The following is an 18564-nucleotide window of genomic DNA, read 5'->3' as shown; positions in this document are numbered from 1 at the left end:
GCGGGCAGGTCGAACGCGCGGACGGTCACGACCCGGGAACGGGAACGGGCCGGGACACGAGGTCCCGGCCCGTCCCGATCTGGTGGTCCTACGGGAGGACCCACTGGGGGTTGGCCTGGCCCCTGAGGGCGCCGCCCGGGAACTCCGCGGTGTGGAGGTTCACGTAGTGGTCGGCCGGGGCTGCTCGGAAGGTCGCCAACGCGTCGCCGTCGGTGTCCTCCACGCAGTCACTGTGCGAACCGATCCCGACCGGGGACACGGTCAGGCCGATCAGGACGTCGCCCGCCTCACCCGGACCACCCGAGTGGATATGGGCAGCGGTCGGGGCGCTCTCGAGGCCACCCCAGAAGGTGACGTGGCACATGTCGTCGTCGTCGTTGGTGGTCAGGAACGTCACGCCTCCGGCCATCATGGCGCCCGGGTCGGGCACCTCCTGGTCCCCGGAGAGCTCGGCGGCGTAGAAGTCGTCGAAGGGGAACAGGTTGTCGCGGACCGCCCCGGCGGGGTGTTCCATGGAGTGGACGTTGATGTAGAACTCGCCGGGGTTGGCGAAGATCTCGGCCACCAGGTCGGCGTCGGCGTCGGGCAGGCAGCCGTTGGCCTCTGCCTCACCGACGAGGGGCGCCTCCAGCGGGATGACGACGTCGCCGTCCTCCCCGGCTGCGGCCCTGTGGATGTGGGCTGCGGTGACGTCCTCCAGCAGCACGACGGAGTAGATCCAGCACATGGTGCCGTCCTCGGTGCGGGTCACCCCGCCGATGCCGTTGGCGACCGGGTGCCCCTCCGCCGTTTCGTTGGTGCCCTCGAGGACGCCGATCAGGCTGGCCGGGCTGATGTACTCGGCTTCCAGCACGGTGCCGACCAGGTCACAGGCGGCCTCGTCGATCCCGGGGCCGCATCGAACGTTGAGCCCGTTCGCCAGGACCGACCCGAAGAAGTCGTTCAGGGCGTCCTGGGTGACGGCAGGAACGTCCGGCCCGTTGGTCAGCAGCACGGCCGACCCGAGCACGGAGGCGCCGAAGCCCTGTGCCCACGCGTTGTCGTTGAACCCGTCGACCAGCACGACGTTGCCGTACCGCGCACCCTGACCGTCCAGGTACCCCATCAGCGCGGCAGCGGTGCCGTCGCGGCTGGCGCCGGCGACCCGGTCCCAGGTCACGCCGAGCTCGTCGAGGCCGTCGGTCACCGCCGAGGGCACGGCGGCCTCGCCACCGACGACCGCCACGTGACCGATGCCGTTGGCGGCCAGGAAGGACCCGACGCCTGCGGGCAGCCCGTCGGGCCCGGCCACGAGGATCGGGATGCCGAGGTTGGCACCAGCCGACGCCGCACCCAGCGAGTCCGCGAACCCGGCCGTCGGGTTGTCCTCGGTGCCGAACGCGCGGGCGATGATCGCGCCGGGCCGCGGCGCGTCCGACGGCGGCTGGGCGAACCCACCACCGGCGACGAAGAACCGGTCGGCAAGGTCGACGGCCGTTTCGATGCGGGTGGCACCTGCGACGCGGGTCACCGTGAACCCTGCCGCCTCGAGCTCACCCACGACGTCCTCGCTGACGGCAGCGGTGCCGCCCACGACCACGACCTGCTGGGCGTTCAGGCGCTGCAGCTCGGCAGCGACCCGGTCGTCGAGGGTGTCGGTCGGGGTCACCAGGAACGGGCGGCCGGTCGCCCCGGCGGCGAGCAGGTCGGCGAAGTCGTCGTCACGACCCAGCAGCACCGTCTCCTGCGGACCGTCCAGTAGGGAGGTCCACGCGATCGCCGCCGCCACGTTGCTGTCGTCCGTGGCGGTCACCGAGGTGAAGTCCGCGCTCGGTGCGACCTGCGGTTCGGGCGGCTCCGCCCCCTCCTCGTACACCGTCAGGTAGGCGTTCTGCCCGCCACCCGGACCGCCGTGGAAGCGACAGAAGTAGTTGACCTGCCCCGCTTCCTCCGTCGTCAGCTCGAAGCTGTCGCCGGGGTTGAGGAGACGGTCGAAGGAACCGTCGGCCGCGGTGACCGTGTGGGTCGCGGTGCCGTTGTTGGTCCACTCGACGGTCGTGCCGACCTCCACCACGGTGTCGTACGGATCGTAGGCGAACTCGAAGACGCTGATCTCGGTGGTCTGGGCCGACGCGGGCCCCGCCAGGACCGACAGGATCAGTAGCGCCGCAGCCATCACGGCCGTGGCGGATCGGACGAATCTGTGCATGACAGTCCCCTTCGTTCGTGTCCCCGGAAAAATGCGGTCGCCCGCCCGTTGCCGGGGTGGTGTCAATCCCTCCTCGCACGGAGTCGGGGGAAGCCCCTCAGCCTTGGTGCCGCCACACCGTCGCCGCCCGAGACCCATGACGGTAACCCTTGGGATATCGTCGTGTCGTGCTTTCTCGGCGATCGCTGATCCGGGGCATCGTCGGAGGGGCAGGGCACCTCCAGTTCGGGTACCGGGGGTCCGTCTCGAACCGCTCCGATCCACCCCTCCGCTGCGCGCTGCCGGCCCGCCGTCGCACCCCCGCGACACTGCGCGCCGAACCCTTCACGGCCCCCCTGCCGATCCCGTCGGCGGTGCGCCCCGGGACCGAGCCGGTCGTGCTGCCGCTGAACCGGACGGCCGTCCAGCTGATGCCCGGCGTGACGACCACCATGCTGACCTTCGGCGGGGCCTTCCCGGGACCGACCGTCATCGCCCGGCCCGGGCAGGTCGTGGACATCGACGTGGTCAACGAGCTCGACGAGCCGGCGGTGCTGCACCTGCACGGCGCGCACGTCGCGGCGGTGCACGACGGGCACGTCCGGGACCGGATCCCCGCCGGCGAGCAGCGCCGGTACACCTTCGACAACGCGCAGCGGGCGGCCCACCTCTGGTACCACGACCACCTGCTGATGCGGACCGCCGAACGGGTCTACCGGGGCCTCGCCGGTAGCTACCTGCTGATCGATCCGGCCCACGACGCCCTGGGCCTGCCCAACGGCGACGAGCGCGACATCCCCGTGGTGTTGACGGACAAGACCTTCGACGCGGGCGGCCAGCTGGTCTACGACCCCGACGGGCACAGCGGGTTCCTCGGCGACGTCGTGCTGGTCAACGGCGTCGACCGGCCGGTGCTGGCGGTCGAGCCGGGCCTGCTGCGGCTGCGGATCCTCAACGCGTCCAACGCCCGGCCCTACCGGCTGGGACGGGCCGACGGCCTGCCGCTGGTGCAGGTCGGCACCGACGGGGGGTTGCTGGCCGCCCCGGCCACCAGGGGAGAGGTGGAGGTGTGGCCGTCCGAGCGCGTCGACCTGCTGCTGGACCTGTCCCGGATGGCCGACGGGGAACGGGTGGTCATCGTCGACGCGGGGGTGGGCGACCTGATGGCCGTCGACGTGACCGGCGGCCCGACGGAGCCTGCGATCCTGCCGAGCGAACTGGGGCCCGCCCCCGCCCTCGACCCACCGGAGGTCGTCCGCACCATCACCCTCGACGAACACGGCGGCCGCTTCCTGCTCAACGGGCACGGGTACGACGACGCCGTACGCGACGTGTACGCGCGGCTGGGTGCGGTCGAGCGCTGGCGGCTGGTCAACACGACCTCCTTCGGCCACCCCATCCACCTGCACCTGGTCAGCTTCCTCGTCCGCGGACGGACCACCACCGCCGGCGCCGTGGCCCCGCTGCGACCCGAGGACCAGGGGTGGAAGGACACCGTGCTCGTCCGCGCGTTCGAGACCGTCGAGCTGGACGCCCGGTTCGCCGACCACCTCGGCGACTTCATGTACCACTGCCACGTCCTCGAGCACGAGGACCACGACATGATGAGCCAGTTCCGGGTCGTGGACCTCGGCCGCATCGCCGGCAGCAACCGTGTCCGGACCGCCGCAGCGGTGTCGGCGCACGGGGGCGGGACGGGCGGGACGGTCGTCGTCGCCAGCGGGCTGGAGTGGGCCGGCGCCCTGGCCGGGGCGGCGCTGGCCGACGCCCTCGTGCTGGTGCTGGGGGAGGCGCTGGACGAGGTCGCGGAGGCGGAGCTGCGCCGACGTGGTCCCGACCGGATCGTCATCGCCGGCTCGACGGGGCAGGTGTCGGCCGGCATCGAGGGGGTGCTGGCCGGGATCGCACCGACCAGCCGCGTCGACGCCGACGACCCCGTTGACCTCGCCGCCGGGGTCGCGCGGACGCTGGCGGACCGGGCCGACCGGGTGGTCGTCGCCACGGCCGATCGGTTCCCGGACGCCCTCGCCGCGGGTGTGCTCGGGATCCCGGTGCTGCTGACCGCCCCGACGGCGCTGTCGCCGACGTGCGGGCAGGCGGTCACCGACCTCGGGGTGTCGTCGGTGGTCATCGCCGGTGGCCCAGCGGCGGTCAGCGAGGACGTCGCGGCGGAGATCGCCAGGCAGGGGCTGGCCGTCACGAGGATCGCCGGGCCGGACCGGATCGCCACGGCGGCGGCGTTCGCCCGGGAAGCCGGCCTGCGCCCCACGGTCTACGCCGCCAGCGCCACGAGGTTCCCCGACGCGTTGTCGGCCGGGATCGCCGCGCGGCGGGACGGGACGCTCGTGCTGGTCGACGACGGCGGGCTGGCCCCGGACGCCGAGGCCGTGCTGGTCGACGCGGGTGTGACCCGGATCCGGATCGTCGGCGGGGAGGCCGCCGTCGGCCTCGGGGCCGAGTCGACCCTCGCCGCGCTGCTCTGAAGCCTCGGCTCGGTGGTCGGCGCTCGGCCTGCCGGTTGCGCCCGCGGGACGGACGGCCGACCCCCCGGGGTGACACGTTGGGTACCCTCCGCCGTCATGCTGCGCTGGGGAATCCTTGGAGTGAACACGACGGCGGAGGAATCCGTCGGCCCGGCCATGCGCTCGGTCGGTCACGACCTGGCCGTGGTCTCCGCCGAGACGTTGACTGCTGCCCAGCAGTTCGCGGCCACCCAGGGGGTCCGGCGAGCCCGTCGGGACCACGCCGAGGTCCTCGTCTCGCGCGATGTCGACGCGGTCTTCGTTGCCCTCCCCACCTCCGAACGCGAGCACTGGGTCACCGAGGCGCTGCACGCCGGCAAGCACGTCCTGTGCCTCAAGCCCCTCTCCATCGACGCCGACGGCGCCGCCCGCATGGCCGCTGCCGCGGCGTCCGGGGCCGGCCTGACCCTCATGGAGGCCCTCCCGCTGCGGTTCCACCCGCGTACCGCCGCGCTGCTGGAGCTGGTTCGCTCCGGCGGCATCGGTGCGGTCCGGCTGGTCTCGGCCACGTCCGCCTATCCCATGACCGACGCCGACAGCTACCACGCCGACCCCTCACGCGGTGGCGGTGCCCTGCTGGACGTCGGAGCGGACCTGGTCAGCCTGATCCGCTGGGTCCTGGGCGAGGAGCCCGACGTCGTCCGGGCGGTCACCCGCCGCTGGGCGTCGGGGGCCGACGCGACGACCTCGGCCGTCATGGGTTTCCCGTCGGGGGCCACCGCGGCGCTGCACGCCTCGTTCGACTCGGCCCGTCACTCCACCCTGGAGATCGTCGGCTCCGACGGGACGCTGCGCATGCCTCGTCCCTTCACCGCGGGCCCCGGCGACCAGGCCGCGCTGCTGCGCTCCGACGAGGTCATCGGCACGTGGCGTGCCGACCCCTGGGAACGACTCCTCGAGGCCTTCGAGCACGCCACGCAGGGCATTCGGCCGCCGATCGACGTGGAGGACGCGGTCGCGACCGCCCACGTCATCGACTGGATCGCAGCCTCCGGCTGACCGGCAGCCCGGTCGGCCCCGTCAGGACCGCAGGCGGTCCAGCAGGGCCTCGGACTCCGAGGACAGGCGGGCGATGAGGGCCTCGGACTCCGAGCGCACGCGGTCGATCATGGCGTCGGACTCCGACGTCAGGCGCTCGATCAGCGTGTCGGGTTCCTGACGGCTGCGGCGCCAGCGCATCACGCCGAACGCGGCCGCGCCGAGCACCAGGGCGCCCGCACCGACGATGGCCGGCGCGGTCCGGTACCAGGGGTCGACCTGCTCGGGGGCGGCGTCCGGATGGGACGTGTCGAGCTTCCCGGTGGACGGGTCGGCCTTGTGGGCGCCCAGCTTGGCGGCCATGGCGTCGAGGTCCGGCTTGTCCTGCACGGGGCCGGACCTGCTGCCGGGTCGGTTGCCCTTCGGCACGTGGCCGTCGCCGCCGGACGGGGTGGGGAACGAGGATGCCTCGAGCTCGCCCTCGATCGCGTCGGGGGCCAGGGAGGGGGTTTCCTCGCTGCGTCGGAGTTCGGGTTGTTGTGGAGTGGACATGCCTCACCTCTACCCGGCACGCTGCGCTTCCAACACCCGACGCCCCATCGACGCCGACCCGGAGAGGATCGTTTCGTGCCCGACCCCGAGGCAGACCGACCGGCTGACCCCGCCACGCCGCGGGTCAGGGCGGCCGGGGGAGTGGTCTGGCGGCAGGCCGACGACACCGTGCAGGTGCTGCTGGTCCACCGTCCGCGGTACGACGACTGGTCGATGCCCAAGGGCAAGCTCGACGACGGGGAGTCCTTCGAGGACGCGGCGGTCCGAGAGGTGGAGGAGGAGACGGGCATCAGCGCGGCCCTCGGTGCCGACCTCGGCGAGGTCCGCTACGTCGACCACAAGGGCCGTGACAAGGTCGTGCGGTGGTGGGCGATGGAGGCCGACCGGTCCCGCACCGGCGAGACCGACGTCGAGCACCTCGACCCGATGGACGCCGAGGAGGTCGACGAGCTGCGCTGGGTCCCGCTGGACGACGCCGACGCGCTGCTGACCTACCCGCTGGACGTTGAGGTCCTGGGGCGCTTCCGCGCTACCGTTGGGCGGCGATGACCTCCCTCCACCGACTGTTCGTCCTCACCCTGCTCGTCGCCGTGGCCACCGTCGGCCTGGCCGGTCCGGCGCTGGCCCACGGGCGTGGGTCGGACGCCAGCAACTACCTCAGCCAGATCACCGACGTCCCCGACGTCGAGGGCCTCTCGTGGGCGGTCATCAACTCCGACGAGTACCTCGAGCTGACCAACACCAGCGACGAGGAAGTCACCATCCCCGGCTACTCCCAGGAGCCGTACCTGCGGATCGGGCCCGACGGGGTGTTCCGCAACATCAACTCCCACGCCACCTACCTCAACGAGGACCGGTTCGGCGACGTGCGGATCCCGCCGGAGGTCGACGTCAACGGCGACCCGGACTGGGAACGGATCAGCGACGGCAACGCCTACGCATGGCACGACCACCGCATCCACTGGATGGCGGCCGCCGAACCGCCGGGCGTGCAGACCGACCCCGACAGCGAGCAGGTCGTCAACCCCGGTTGGGAGGTGCCCTTCGTCGTCGACGGGACCGAGTACGCCGTCGTCGGGGACCTGATCTGGGTGCCCGGCGGCAGCCCGTGGGTCTGGCTGGTCCCTGCGCTGCTGGTCCTGCTCGTCCCGCTGGCCATCGGCCTGCGCACCAAGCCGGACCTGGAGAAGGTCGAGTGGCGGGGCCTGTCGACCCCCATGGGGCTCGTGCTGATGATCCTGGCGCTCGCCAACATCATCCACCTGGTCGACGACCTGTTCGCCACCCCCATCCCGATCTCGCAGTCCGCCGTCTCGGCGGTGCAGACGGCCTTCTTCATCGCCATCGCCGCGTTCGGGGCGTGGCGGGCCATACAGGGGGAGGAGGGGGCGTTCACCGCCCTCGGCGTCGGTGCCGGCGCGGTGTTCATCGGGCAGGGCCTGCTGTACTTCTCCGTCCTCGGCGCCTCGCAGACGGCCAGCCTGTTCCCCGGCTGGCTGACCCGCGTCGTCGTGGCGCTCAGCGTCGCGCAGCTGATCCCCATGGCGATCGCCACGGTGATGGGCACCCGCGCCCTGCTGCCGGAGTTCGACGAGGACGAGCTGGCGGCCGAGTCCGCCGTCTGACCGCAGGGAGGCGGCCCGGACCGTCCCCCCAGCCGGGCCGCAGTTCGGCGGCCCTCAGACGATCTCGTCGCGCAGCGCCTCGAGCATGTAGCAGTCGTGCCAGGTGCCGTCGGGACCCCGCTCGTAGGCACGCATCCGACCGACCTTGCGGAAGCCCACCCGCTCGTAGCAGCGGATGGCGGCCTCGTTGGAGGCGGCTGGGTCTATCACCAACCGGTGATGCCCCCTGTCGTGCACGAGGTGGCGCGCGAGCGTGCGGACGGAGTCCGACCCCAGTCCCTGCCCGTGCCAGTCACGCGACAGGAACACGTCCATGCCGGCGTGGCGGTAGTCGGCGGCAGGCTCCTCGAAGTACTGGATGCTGCCGGCCACGACGCCGTGCACGTCGATGACGAACACCACCATCGCCGGTGACTCCAGCAGCTCGCGGCGGACCCGGTCCACGTCGTAGCGACCCCACCAGCGCGCCACCTCGGGCTCGGCCAGGATCTTCGCGAGTGGTTCGATGTCGGCCTCGGTGACCTTGCGAAGGGTCACCTGCGTGCCGTGGAGGACGTCCACGGGATCGGCGCTGCGGGTTGACACGGGGGTTGGCTCCTTTCCGGACCCATCCTGCCAGCCCACGCTGTACCTGCGGGGGACCGACGGACCACCCCCCAACCGGCATGGATTCGAACAAACGGTTGACACAACCAACCGGACGGTGGATTGTTGCGGCAAGCGACATTCGTTGAATGGGGAAACCGCCGAACGGGGCTCCGCCGAGCCCGGGACGGATGTCGTGACGCAGTCCCGCCGGTCGTCGCCCGACCCTTCGTCGTCGTGCGCCGAGACAGCGGATCCCTCGAGCCGAAGGAGCAACCCGCCATGGTCCACAACGTCCACCTCGACCGACGTCGCTTCCTCGGGCTGGGGGCCGGCAGCCTGATGGTCGCCGCCCTCGCCCCGACGGGCGCCCTCGCACAGGTCCGTGCCAGCAGCGGCAACGGCCGCCTCATCCCGCCACCCAGGGTCGGCACGATCCTCTACACCCAGCGCGACGCCATCAGTCGGTGGGGCGTGCACGACAACCCCAATCCGACCATGGGGTACGTCGGTGGACCCGACTACCCCGACGACCCCAACGACCTTGGTCCCCTCGTCCCGCTGCCCGGCGGCTTCCTCGAGGTCTTCGAGTTCCTCGCCGCCGCGGGGTTCCGCCAGGTCGAGTTCGCCGGCTACAACCAGCACCCGAACAACGTCGGCGGGTCCGCCCCGAACGTCGGCAACGGCACCAACCCCAACTACGCCAACTTCGAGGCGTACAGGGACCATGCCCGCACCCTGCGCAGCTTCCTGGACGCCACGGGCCTGGAGGCCATCGGCAGCCACGGCTTCATCCCCGCCACGTGGCCCGGCGGGCCGAACGGCGGCATGACCCAGGGCGACCACGACCGCTTCATGCTCGAGCTCGAGGTCGCCAGCATCCTCGGCATGCCCTACACCGGCACCGGTGGTGACCCGACGAGCGCGAACAACCGCAACGTCGAGACATGGGACCTGGCCGCGGAGAAGTGGCTGGCCCTCAACGAACTGGCCAAGCCCACCGGCGTGGCGATCTACCCGCACAACCACAGCCCGGCCTACGCCTTCCTGCAGGACGGTCCCATGGTCGAGGTCACCGAGGACCGGCTGACCGGGGCGCCGCTGCCCGCGCCCCAGCTGGTCCGCGGCGAGTCCGGGACCAGGCTGATGGAGCGGTACCTGGCGATGACCGACCAGAGCTGTCCCATCGAGCTGGACGTCTTCTGGGCCCACGTCGCCCGCCACCAGCATCGCTGGTACTACGACTGGGACGGCAACCGGGTCGAGCAGGTCTTCGACCCGCACGCCTTCACCGCCGCCAACACCAAGCGGATCCCGCTGTACCACGCCAAGGACGGCGACCGGACCGCCCAGCCGGAGGGGCAGGGGAACGGCTACGACATGGTGCCGTTCGGCGACCCCAGCAGCGACATCGACTACCAGCGGTTCTTCCGCCAGCAGGGCGCGAAGGGCTGGCACAACCCCAACTACGAGCAGGACAACGCGCCGGGCGGGTCCAGCGACCCGGGCCGGTCGCTGCGCGTCTCGCGCTTCAGCGCCGACAACATGCAGAACCTGCGCGGCTGACCGCCACCCGGGGCTCGGATCCGGTCGGTGCGGCATGCCCGCTGCCGGCCCACCGGATCTGGGCTTCGGGCCGTGGCCCGGTAGGCTGCGTCGCCAATGACGACACACCATCTGGCCATCATCGGCGGCGACGGGGTCGGCCCCGAGGTCACCGCCCAGGCACTCAAGGTCCTCGACGCCGCCGAGCAGCGCTTCGGCTTCTCCACCACTCGCACCGAGTACGACCTCGGCGGGCGCCGCTACCTCTCCAGCGGTGAGGTGCTGCCCGACGCGGTCATGGCCGAGCTCGACCAGGCCGACGCGATCCTCCTCGGTGCCGTCGGGACCCCCGACGTGCCGCCGGGTGTGCTCGAGCGCGGCCTGCTGCTGAAGCTGCGGTTCGCCTTCGACCAGTACGTGAACCTGCGTCCCGTCAAGCTGCTGGCTGGCGTGCCCACGCCGATCGCCGGGCTGACCCCGGACCGCTGCGACATGGTCATCGTGCGCGAGAACACCGAGGGCATGTACGTGGGTGCGGGCGGCTCGTTGTTCCACGGCACCGGGGCCGAGGTGGCCACCCAGGAGTCCCTCAACACCCGTCACGGGGTCGAGCGGGTCATCCGCGACGCGTTCGCCCGCGCCCAGCAGCGCCGCAACCACCTCACCCTCGTGCACAAGACCAACGTGCTGAACTTCGCCGGTGACCTGTGGATGCGCACGTTCACCGAGGTCGGCGAGGCCGACTTCCCCGACGTCGAGCGCGACTACGTGCACGTCGACGCGATGTGCCTGTACATGGTCACCACCCCGGAGCGGTTCGACGTGGTCGTGACCGACAACCTGTTCGGCGACATCGTCACCGACCTCGGTGCGGCCGTGCAGGGTGGGCTGGGCCTGGCCGCCAGCGGCAACCTCAACCCGAGCGGCGAGCACCCGTCGATGTTCGAGCCGGTCCACGGCTCGGCACCCGACATCGCCGGCAAGGGCTGGGCGAACCCGGTCGCGGCGGTCCTGTCGTTGTCGATGGCGCTGGACCACCTGGGCCACGCCGATGCCGCCCGCGCGGTCGAGGACGCCGCGGCGGAGGTCCTGACGACCATGACGGCCATGGGCGGGCCGGACATGGGCGGGTCCACCGACGAGCTCGGGGACCGCATCGCCGGCATCGTGGCCGGCTGACCCATCCACCCGCGCCACCACGGTGGCGCACTAGGATGCGGCCCGAGGCCACCGAGCACCGAGGGATCCATGCCCGTACCGAAGATGTCGAAGATCTGGATGGACGGCGAGCTCGTCGACTGGGACGACGCGACCATCCACGTGCTGACCCCGTCGCTGCACTACGGCTGGGCGGTCTTCGAGGGCATGCGGGCCTACGCCACCGACCGAGGCCCGGCGATCTTCCAGCACCGGGCCCACGTCGAGCGGCTGTACCGCTCCGCCCAGGTGCTGAGCATGCAGATCCCCTACTCGCCCGACGAGATCCTCGAGGGGTCGCGCGAGCTGTGCCGGGTCAACGGGCAGGACAGCTACTACATCCGCCCGCTGGCCTACCTCGGCTACGGCGAGATGGGCCTCAACCCCTTGCCGTCGCAGGTGCGGGTGATGATCGCCGTGTGGCCGTGGGGCACCTACCTCGGGGACGAGGGCGTCAAGAACGGCGTCCGCGCCAAGGTGTCGTCGTGGCAGCGCATGGGCGCCAACATCATCCCGACCGGCGCGAAGGCCTCGGGTGTCTACGTCAACAGCTCGCTGGCCAAGATGGAGGCCGTCAAGGCCGGCTACGACGAGGCGATCATGCTCAACGAGCACGGCCGCGTCGCCGAGGGGTCGGGCGAGAACGTCTTCGTCGTCCGTGACGGCGTGCTCGTGACCCCGCCGACCAGCGAGGGCGTCCTGCCCGGGATCACCCGCGCGGCGATCCTCGACCTCGCCCGTGACCGTGACATCCCGGTCGAGCAGACCCCACTGCTGCGCCAGGACCTCTACACCGCCGACGAGGCGTTCTTCACGGGGACCGCGGCGGAGATCGTGCCCATCCGTTCCGTCGACGACCGTGTCATCGGACCGCCCGGTCCCATGACCAAGCAGCTGCAGGACGTGTTCTTCAGCGTCGTTCGGGGCAGGGAACCCAAGTACGACCACATGCTGGACTACGTCAGCCAGCGGTGAGGCCCGCCGTGGCCCTGCCGCTACGAGGAGGAACCGTCAGATGGGTGTCACCCGCCGTGTCGTGATCGTCGGTGCCGGGTTCGGTGGCCTGTCGGCTGCCCGGGCCGTCGCCGGCCCCGACGTCGAGGTCGAGGTCATCGACCGCCGCAATCACCACCTGTTCCAGCCGCTGCTGTACCAGGTGGCGACCGCGGGCCTCGAACCCTCCGACATCGCCTACGCCGTGCGCGGGATCGTCCGCAAGGAGCCGGGCGTGCGGTTCACCGCCGCCGACATCACCGGAGCCGACCTCGACGCGCGGGTGCTGCACACCGCCGGCGGACGCGACATCCCCTACGACACCCTCGTCCTCGCCGCCGGGGCGCGAACCGCCGACTTCGGCATCGCCGGGGTCGCCGAGCACGCGTTCGGCCTGAAGAGCCTCAACGACGCCATGGCCATCCGGCAGCACATGCTCGAGCAGTTCGAGCGCTGCGCCGTCCGGCCCGAGCTCGTCGACGAGGGTGCGCTGTCGGTCGTGGTCGTCGGTGGTGGCCCGACCGGGGTGGAGATGGCCGGCGCCATGTCGGAGCTGTTCACCCGCGTGATGCGGGCGGACTTCCCCGAGCTGGACCTGACCCGGGCGCAGGTCGAGCTGGTGGAGATGGCACCCGAGCCGCTCGGTCCGTTCCACCCCAAGCTGCGCCAGCACGCCATCGACCAGCTGGAGCGACGCGGCGTCACCATGCACCTGGGGCGGTCGGTCGAGGAGGTCACCGACGACGGGGTCCTGCTGGACGACGGCACGTTCCTGGCCGCGGCGACCTGCGTGTGGGCGGCCGGGGTCGAGGCCGAGCCGCTGGGGAGGATGCTCGGGCTGGAGACCGGACGGGCCGGGCGCATCGTGGTCGACGACAGCCTTCGCATCCCCGACCGTCCCAACGTCTTCGTCATCGGCGACCTCGCGGCGGCGACCGACAAGAAGGGGGAGGTGCTGCCGCAGCTCGCGCCCGTGGCCATGCAGCAGGGCCGGCACGTCGCCAAGGTCATGCGCGCCGTGGCCGAGGGGCGCAAGCCACCGGCCTTCAGGTACACCGACAAGGGGTCGATGGCGACCATCGGACGGGGTGCGGCCGTCGCCCAGGTCCCCGGCGGCATCCGGTTCGGCGGCACCCTGGCGTGGCTGGCCTGGCTGGTGCTGCACATCTACTTCCTCATCGGCTTCCGCAACCGCATCAGCGTGCTGGTCAACTGGGCCTGGAACTACCTGACGTGGGACCGTGCGGCGAGGGTCGTCCACGGGGTGGTCGCCCCGGAGGGGCGCGATGTGGTCGCCCCGGAGGGGCGCGGTGTGGTCGCCCCGGAGGGGCGCGATGTGGTCGCCCCGGAGGGGCGCGGTGTGGTCGACCCGGAGGCTCTGGAGGTGCCGGAGAGGTCGGAGTCCTCGCAGGCGTCGGAACGGGCAGCCGGCTGACCGTGGACGTGCTGGCCGCGGTGGCGGGCGTGGCCATCGTGGCCACCCTCGTCGCGGTCGGCGTCCGGCTGCGGCGACGACGCCGGGCCGCCCTCGCCGAGGCCTACGCGGCACCGGAACCCGACGCCGACCGGAGCACGCTGCTCGGCCAGGTGCTGTCGGGGTCGGTGGACCTGCTGGCCGGCACCGTCGGCGGCGCGCTGCGCACCCTCGTCCAGGTCGCCGGTGCCCGCGAGGACGACGGCGTGGTGACCCTGCTGTTCTGTGACATCGAGGGGTCGACCCGCCTGAACGTCGAGCTCGGCGACGACCGCTGGGCGGAGGTGCTGCGGATCCACGAGCACGTCTCCAGCGAGGTCGTGGCCACGCACCGCGGCCGGATCGTCAAGACGGCCGGGGACGGCTTCATGGCGGTCTTCCGGACCCCGGCGGCCGGGGTCCGAGCGGCGGTCGGCCTGCAGGAGGCCCTCGCGGCCAACCCGCGCATCGGGGTGCCGCTGCCGGCCCGTATCGGCGTCCACTGCGGTGAGGTCATCGGCCGCGGCGGGGACTTCTACGGCACCGAGGTCGTGCGGGCCGCCCGTATCGCCGACCGGGCGAAGGGGGCGGAGACGCTCGTGTCCGACGCGGTGGTCGACCACTGCGGCGACATCGACGGGGTCGCCTTCCAGCCGGCCGGGCGAGTGCGCCTCAAGGGGCTGCCCGGCCGACAACCCCTCAGTCGGGTCGCGGTCAGCGGGCCAGCAGGTCGATGAGCTCCAGCAGGGGACCGGCGTCGTGGTCGTTGTCGGTCCAGGCGGTCTCCAGGGCCGTGCGGATGATCTGGCCGGAGCGTTCGCCGACCATGATCCGGTCCTGGCCGTCGAGCAGCGCCTTGACCGCTGCGTGCCCCAGCCGGGCCCCGAGGACACGGTCGCGCATCGTCGGCGGACCGCCACGCTGGACGTGGCCGAGGACCGTCACACGCGAGTCCAGCGAGGTGCCCTCGACCACGCCGTTGGCGATGCCGTAGGCGCCGCCGGCGTCGTCGCCCTCGGCCACGACGACGATGCAGAAGGTCTTGCCCATCTCGAAGGATCCGCGGACGCGTTCGCGGACCGCCTCGATGTCGGTGGGCCGCTCGGGGACCAGCACGGCCGACGCACCGCCGGCCAGACCGGCGTAGAGGGCCAGCCACCCGGCACGCCGACCCATGACCTCCACGAAGAACAGCCGCTCGTGGCTGGACGCGGTGTCGCGGATCCGGTCGATGGCCTCCAGGGCCACGTTGACCGCGGTGTCGAACCCGAGGGTGAAGTCCGACCCGCCCAGGTCGTTGTCGATGGTGCCGGGGATGCCGACGACGGCGAGGCCGTGCTCGACGCTCAGCGCCTGGGCCCCGTGGAAGGACCCGTCACCGCCGATGACGACCAGACCGTCGACCCCGCGGGCTTTCAGGTTGGCCGCCGCGAGGGCGCGGCCCTCCGGGGTGCGGAACTCCTCGGACCTGGCGGTCCCCAGGATCGTGCCGCCCAGCTGGATGATGCCGGAGACCGCGCGGGCGTCCAGCTCGCGCATCCGATCCTTGATCAGGCCCCGGTACCCGAACTCGACCCCGAGGGTCTGGACCCCCAGCGCGTCGGCGGTTCGGACGACGCCACGGACAGCAGCGTTCATGCCGGGCGCGTCGCCCCCGGACGTCAGTACGGCGATTCGTTTCATGAGACTACAAACCCTAGACGGAGGAGTGGGTGGAGGGGTAGTACACCGCGCCCGACGGCCAGCAGACGGTCACGCCGCCCGTTTGCAGCCCATCTAGGCTGTCGGTGTGCATGCGTTCTGGGCCACCCTGCTGCGGCAGGGCCTTCGCCGAGGAGGGAGCACCGGACCCCCCGGTGGTCCGGGACTCGGGCGCCTCCTGCTGGAGGAGCTCGCCTGGGCGGCACGCGAGGCGGTCCACCCGGTCAAGATGGTCACGGCCGGACTGGTCGTGGTGGGGGTCGGTGTGGCCCTCGGTCCCACCACTCCCGGGCCCGTCCTCGGCGCGGGCTGGCGGCTTGCCGTCTCGGTGCTGCTGGGGCTGGTCGCCCTCGCCACCGCCCACGCGCTGCTGCAACGACGCACCGACGACGACGGCCTGCGTGCCCTGCGCGTCGTGCTGGCCGCCACGGCCGTGGTCGTCGTCGGCACGCTGGTCGTCGGGTCACTCCTGGCGGTGATCACCAGCAGCGAGCCCGACCAGGTCGAGCACCTCCTCGAGGTGTCGTTGGCCATCGACCGGCCGCTGCTGGTGGGCGCGGCGCTGCTGGTCGCCGGCATCCTCGTCGCGGGCGTCGGCAACCGCCTGGCCATCCCCGGCGCCCTGCTGTTCCTCGGCCTCGGCATGCTCATCGGCAGCGACGGCCTCGAGCTGGTCAACGTCTCCGACGCGGGGATGGTCCAGAGCATCGGCGTCGTCGCGCTGGTCATCATCCTGTTCGACGGCGGGCTCGGCACCGACGCCGACCGGCTGCGCCGCGGGCTGATCCCCGGGCTGGCGCTGGGCACCGTCGGCGTGGCCGTCACCGCTGGCGTCACCGCCATCGGCACCATGTGGCTGCTGGGTGCGCCGAGCCGGCTCGCGTGGCTGACGGGCGCCATCGTCGCCTCCACCGACGCCGCGGCCGTCCTGCCGCTGCTCCGCCGCGTCAAGGTTCCCAACCGGGTGGCGGACGCCCTCCGGCTGGAGTCCGGGGTCAACGACCCGATCGCGGTGCTGCTGACCGTCGGCCTGCTGTCGTCGTGGGACGCGCCCTCGACCGCCGCGGCATGGATCGGCTTCGGGGCGCTGCAGCTGATCGGCGCGCTGGCCGTCGGGACCGCCGTCGGCTGGTCCGGTGCCTGGCTGCTGCGTCGGGTCGACCTGGGCACCGGCGGCCTGTATCCCGTGCTGGCGCTGGGCGTCGCGGGACTGGCCTACGGCGCGGCCGTGGCCGTCGGGGCCAGCGGGTTCCTGGCCGTCTACCTGGCCGGCATCGTGCTCGCGGCCGAGGCACCGCGCCGCCGCCGCTCGGTCCGCCTGTTCGTCGGCGCGCTGTCGTCGGGCGCCGAGGTGGGCCTGTTCCTGCTGCTCGGCCTGCTGGTCTCGCCCGGCGAGCTACCGGGCGTGGCCGGGACGGCGCTGGCCGTCAGCGCCGTGCTCGTGTTCGTGGCCCGCCCGCTGGCGGTGTGGCTGTCGCTGACCTGGTTCGACCTCTCCCTGCGCGAGATGGCCGCCGTGTCGTGGCTGGGCCTGCGGGGGGCCGTGCCGATCGTCCTGGCCACCCTCGCCTTCTCCAGCGGCCTGCCCGAGGCCGCCGTCGTCTTCGACGTGGTCTTCTTCGTCGTGCTGACCTCGGCGCTCGTGCAGGGCCTGACCGCGATGCCGGTCATCCGTCGGCTGGGCCTGCCGGCGGAGGACGGTCCCAGCGGCTCGGTGGAGATCATGCCGCTGGAGGACGCCGGCGTGGACGTCGCCGAGGTCGTCGTGGACGCCGACTCCTCGGTCGCCGGACGGCTGCTGTCCGACAGCGGCGTGCCCGAGGGCCTGCTCGTGTCGGCGATCGTGCGGGGCGAGCGTGTGCTGGTCCCGCGCGGCAGCACCCGCCTGCTGGTGGGGGACCTGCTGGTCGTCACCACCGCCGACCAGCGGTACGGCAGCCGCGACGTGCAGGCCTGGGTTCGCGGCGACCCCGTCGTCTGAGTCCCATCGCCCGGTGCTGACCGGGGTCGGCCCGACGGACAGGAGCGGACAGGCCACGGCGCGTCATCCGCGGGTGCACCATGTCGCGTGCCGCGGGGGGAATTCCGCGCCCCGTTCTGCCCTGACTGCCGGGAAGGGCAAACCCGCCATCGTCCAGGAACGCTGATGCTTCAGCTGTACCCGGGCGCGGCCCGCCGACGCGCCGACGTCGGTCGCCCCGTGCCCGGTTCCCGTCTGCCTGCCGCCGTGTCATCCGCCATGTCTGCAGCCGTCCACACCGTCCGCGGCTCCGGCCGCGCCCTCACCCTCCTCGCCTTCCTCGGCTTCGCCGTCGCCGGCGTGCTGGGCAAGTTCGCCTACGCCCAGGGCGCCGAGCCGCTGTCGCTGCTGGTCGTCCGGTTCGCCGCGGCCGTCGTCGTGCTCGTCGTCCTCGGCCGCCGGCAGCTGCTGGCGATCCCGCGCCGGACCATCGCGATCCTCCTCGCCCTCGGCACGGTCTTCACCGGCCAGTCCATGGCCTTCTACTCCGCCGTCGAGGTCGCCCCGGTCGGCCTGGTCGTCGTGGTCGTGGCCGTCTACCCGGTCATCGTGATGTTGCTGGACTCCCTGCTGGCCCGACGCGTCCCGTCCGTCGCACGGCTGTCGTTGCTCGTCGTCGCCCTCGCCGGCCTGTGGCTGGCGGCCGGCATGCCGACCGGACGGCTGGACCTCGGCGTGCTGCTCGCCCTCGTCTGCGCGATCGTCTACGCGACCTACATGCGGCTCAGCGAGCCGCTGCTGAGCGGTGTCCCGCCGCTCGTCGCCACGACGTGGGTCACCATGGGCGGCCTGCTCAGCGCCGCCGCGCTGGTGCCCCTCGTCGTGCCCGCGTGGCCGACCATGGCCGGGGTCGGCATCGCCGCCCTGCACGGCGCGTTCGCCACCGCCCTGCCCGTCGTCGCCCTCTACGCGGCGGTCCAGCGGATGGGTGCCACCCAGGTCGCGTCGTTGGGCCCGGCCGAGCCGATCATGGCCACGGCGTTCGCCGCGGTCGCGCTCGGCGAGCCGGTCACCGCCGTCCAGGTCGCCGGTGGCGCCCTCGTCCTGTCCACGGTCGCGGCCCTCGCCGGCGTCCGTCCCCGGGCGGTCCTGCCGCGCGTTCCGGGCGCGTCAGCGCTGCGGCGCCGGCCCCTCCCACGTCCGCGTCCGCGTGTCCGCGTTCGTCCCGTCCTGCGCCGTCGCATGGAGGAGAGCCGGGTCTGACGACACGTCCCTCCCGCGGGTCG

15 protein-coding genes are annotated in these 18564 nt (G+C 72.4%); 11 read left to right on the top strand and 4 right to left on the bottom strand.

Features of this window, described 5'->3' with window-relative positions; genetic code table 11:
- Window positions 1-88 precede the first annotated feature (88 nt).
- Window positions 89-2188, bottom strand: coding sequence for a CHRD domain-containing protein (locus CUC05_RS21930; RefSeq protein WP_170128084.1), 2100 nt, complete (start codon window positions 2186-2188; stop codon window positions 89-91).
- A gap of 167 nt (window positions 2189-2355) precedes the next feature.
- Between CUC05_RS21930 and CUC05_RS21925 the strand changes: the two genes are divergently transcribed.
- Window positions 2356-4650 carry a multicopper oxidase domain-containing protein gene (locus tag CUC05_RS21925; protein ID WP_108668277.1) on the top strand — a complete coding sequence of 765 codons (2295 nt, stop codon included), beginning with the start codon at window positions 2356-2358 and terminating at the stop codon, window positions 4648-4650.
- Window positions 4651-4746: 96 nt separating this feature from the next.
- Window positions 4747-5688: a Gfo/Idh/MocA family protein gene (locus tag CUC05_RS21920; RefSeq protein WP_108668276.1), complete on the top strand. Its 942-nt coding sequence runs from the start codon at window positions 4747-4749 to the stop codon at window positions 5686-5688.
- 21 nt (window positions 5689-5709) lie between these two features.
- Here CUC05_RS21920 and CUC05_RS25465 read toward each other — a convergent pair whose 3' ends face one another.
- Window positions 5710-6219: a hypothetical protein gene (locus tag CUC05_RS25465; RefSeq protein ID WP_205712489.1), complete on the bottom strand. Its 510-nt coding sequence runs from the start codon at window positions 6217-6219 to the stop codon at window positions 5710-5712.
- 75 nt (window positions 6220-6294) lie between these two features.
- Between CUC05_RS25465 and CUC05_RS25460 the strand changes: the two genes are divergently transcribed.
- Together CUC05_RS25460 and CUC05_RS21905 are read left to right on the top strand one after the other, a co-directional pair.
- Window positions 6295-6768, top strand: coding sequence for an NUDIX hydrolase (locus CUC05_RS25460; RefSeq protein ID WP_205712488.1), 474 nt, complete (start codon window positions 6295-6297; stop codon window positions 6766-6768).
- Window positions 6765-7844 carry a hypothetical protein gene (locus CUC05_RS21905; RefSeq protein ID WP_108668273.1) on the top strand — a complete coding sequence of 360 codons (1080 nt, stop codon included), beginning with the start codon at window positions 6765-6767 and terminating at the stop codon, window positions 7842-7844. Before CUC05_RS25460 ends, CUC05_RS21905 begins: the two co-directional genes overlap by 4 nt.
- Window positions 7845-7898: 54 nt before the next feature.
- Here CUC05_RS21905 and CUC05_RS21900 read toward each other — a convergent pair whose 3' ends face one another.
- Window positions 7899-8405 carry a GNAT family N-acetyltransferase gene (locus CUC05_RS21900; protein ID WP_108668272.1) on the bottom strand — a complete coding sequence of 169 codons (507 nt, stop codon included), beginning with the start codon at window positions 8403-8405 and terminating at the stop codon, window positions 7899-7901.
- Between the two features lie 261 nt (window positions 8406-8666).
- Between CUC05_RS21900 and CUC05_RS21895 the strand changes: the two genes are divergently transcribed.
- The 5 genes from CUC05_RS21895 to CUC05_RS21875 all read left to right on the top strand — a co-directional run bounded on the left by CUC05_RS21895 (window position 8667) and on the right by CUC05_RS21875 (window position 14354).
- Window positions 8667-9995 carry a sugar phosphate isomerase/epimerase family protein gene (locus CUC05_RS21895; RefSeq protein WP_205712486.1) on the top strand — a complete coding sequence of 443 codons (1329 nt, stop codon included), beginning with the start codon at window positions 8667-8669 and terminating at the stop codon, window positions 9993-9995.
- 96 nt (window positions 9996-10091) lie between these two features.
- Window positions 10092-11153, top strand: a complete 1062-nt coding sequence (locus tag CUC05_RS21890) for a 3-isopropylmalate dehydrogenase (protein ID WP_108668270.1) — start codon at window positions 10092-10094, stop codon at window positions 11151-11153.
- A gap of 69 nt (window positions 11154-11222) precedes the next feature.
- Window positions 11223-12146 carry a branched-chain amino acid transaminase gene (locus CUC05_RS21885; RefSeq protein ID WP_108668269.1) on the top strand — a complete coding sequence of 308 codons (924 nt, stop codon included), beginning with the start codon at window positions 11223-11225 and terminating at the stop codon, window positions 12144-12146.
- 40 nt (window positions 12147-12186) lie between these two features.
- Complete coding sequence (locus tag CUC05_RS21880; RefSeq protein ID WP_108668268.1) at window positions 12187-13599, top strand: NAD(P)/FAD-dependent oxidoreductase; 1413 nt, start codon at window positions 12187-12189, stop codon at window positions 13597-13599.
- A 2-nt stretch (window positions 13600-13601) separates the two neighbouring features.
- Window positions 13602-14354 (top strand): adenylate/guanylate cyclase domain-containing protein, encoded by a 753-nt coding sequence (locus CUC05_RS21875; protein ID WP_157965875.1) that lies wholly within the window; start codon window positions 13602-13604, stop codon window positions 14352-14354.
- Here the strand turns inward: CUC05_RS21875 and pfkA are convergent.
- The gene (gene pfkA, locus CUC05_RS21870; RefSeq protein WP_108668266.1) at window positions 14332-15300 is read right to left on the bottom strand and encodes a 6-phosphofructokinase; all 969 of its coding nucleotides are present in this window, start codon (window positions 15298-15300) and stop codon (window positions 14332-14334) included. The two genes, CUC05_RS21875 and pfkA, sit on opposite strands and share 23 nt — an antisense overlap.
- Before the next feature lie 106 nt (window positions 15301-15406).
- Between pfkA and CUC05_RS21865 the strand changes: the two genes are divergently transcribed.
- Both CUC05_RS21865 and CUC05_RS21860 read left to right on the top strand, forming a co-directional pair.
- Window positions 15407-17299 carry a potassium/proton antiporter gene (locus tag CUC05_RS21865; RefSeq protein ID WP_205712485.1) on the top strand — a complete coding sequence of 631 codons (1893 nt, stop codon included), beginning with the start codon at window positions 15407-15409 and terminating at the stop codon, window positions 17297-17299.
- Window positions 17300-17464: 165 nt separating this feature from the next.
- Window positions 17465-18541, top strand: coding sequence for a DMT family transporter (locus CUC05_RS21860; RefSeq protein ID WP_108668265.1), 1077 nt, complete (start codon window positions 17465-17467; stop codon window positions 18539-18541).
- Window positions 18542-18564 lie beyond the last annotated feature (23 nt).

The sequence above is a fragment of the Euzebya rosea genome (genome assembly GCF_003073135.1).
GTDB lineage: Bacteria > Actinomycetota > Nitriliruptoria > Euzebyales > Euzebyaceae > Euzebya > Euzebya rosea.
The sequence above is the reverse complement of the archived record's forward strand: the minus strand, read 5'-3'. Positions and strand labels throughout refer to the sequence as shown.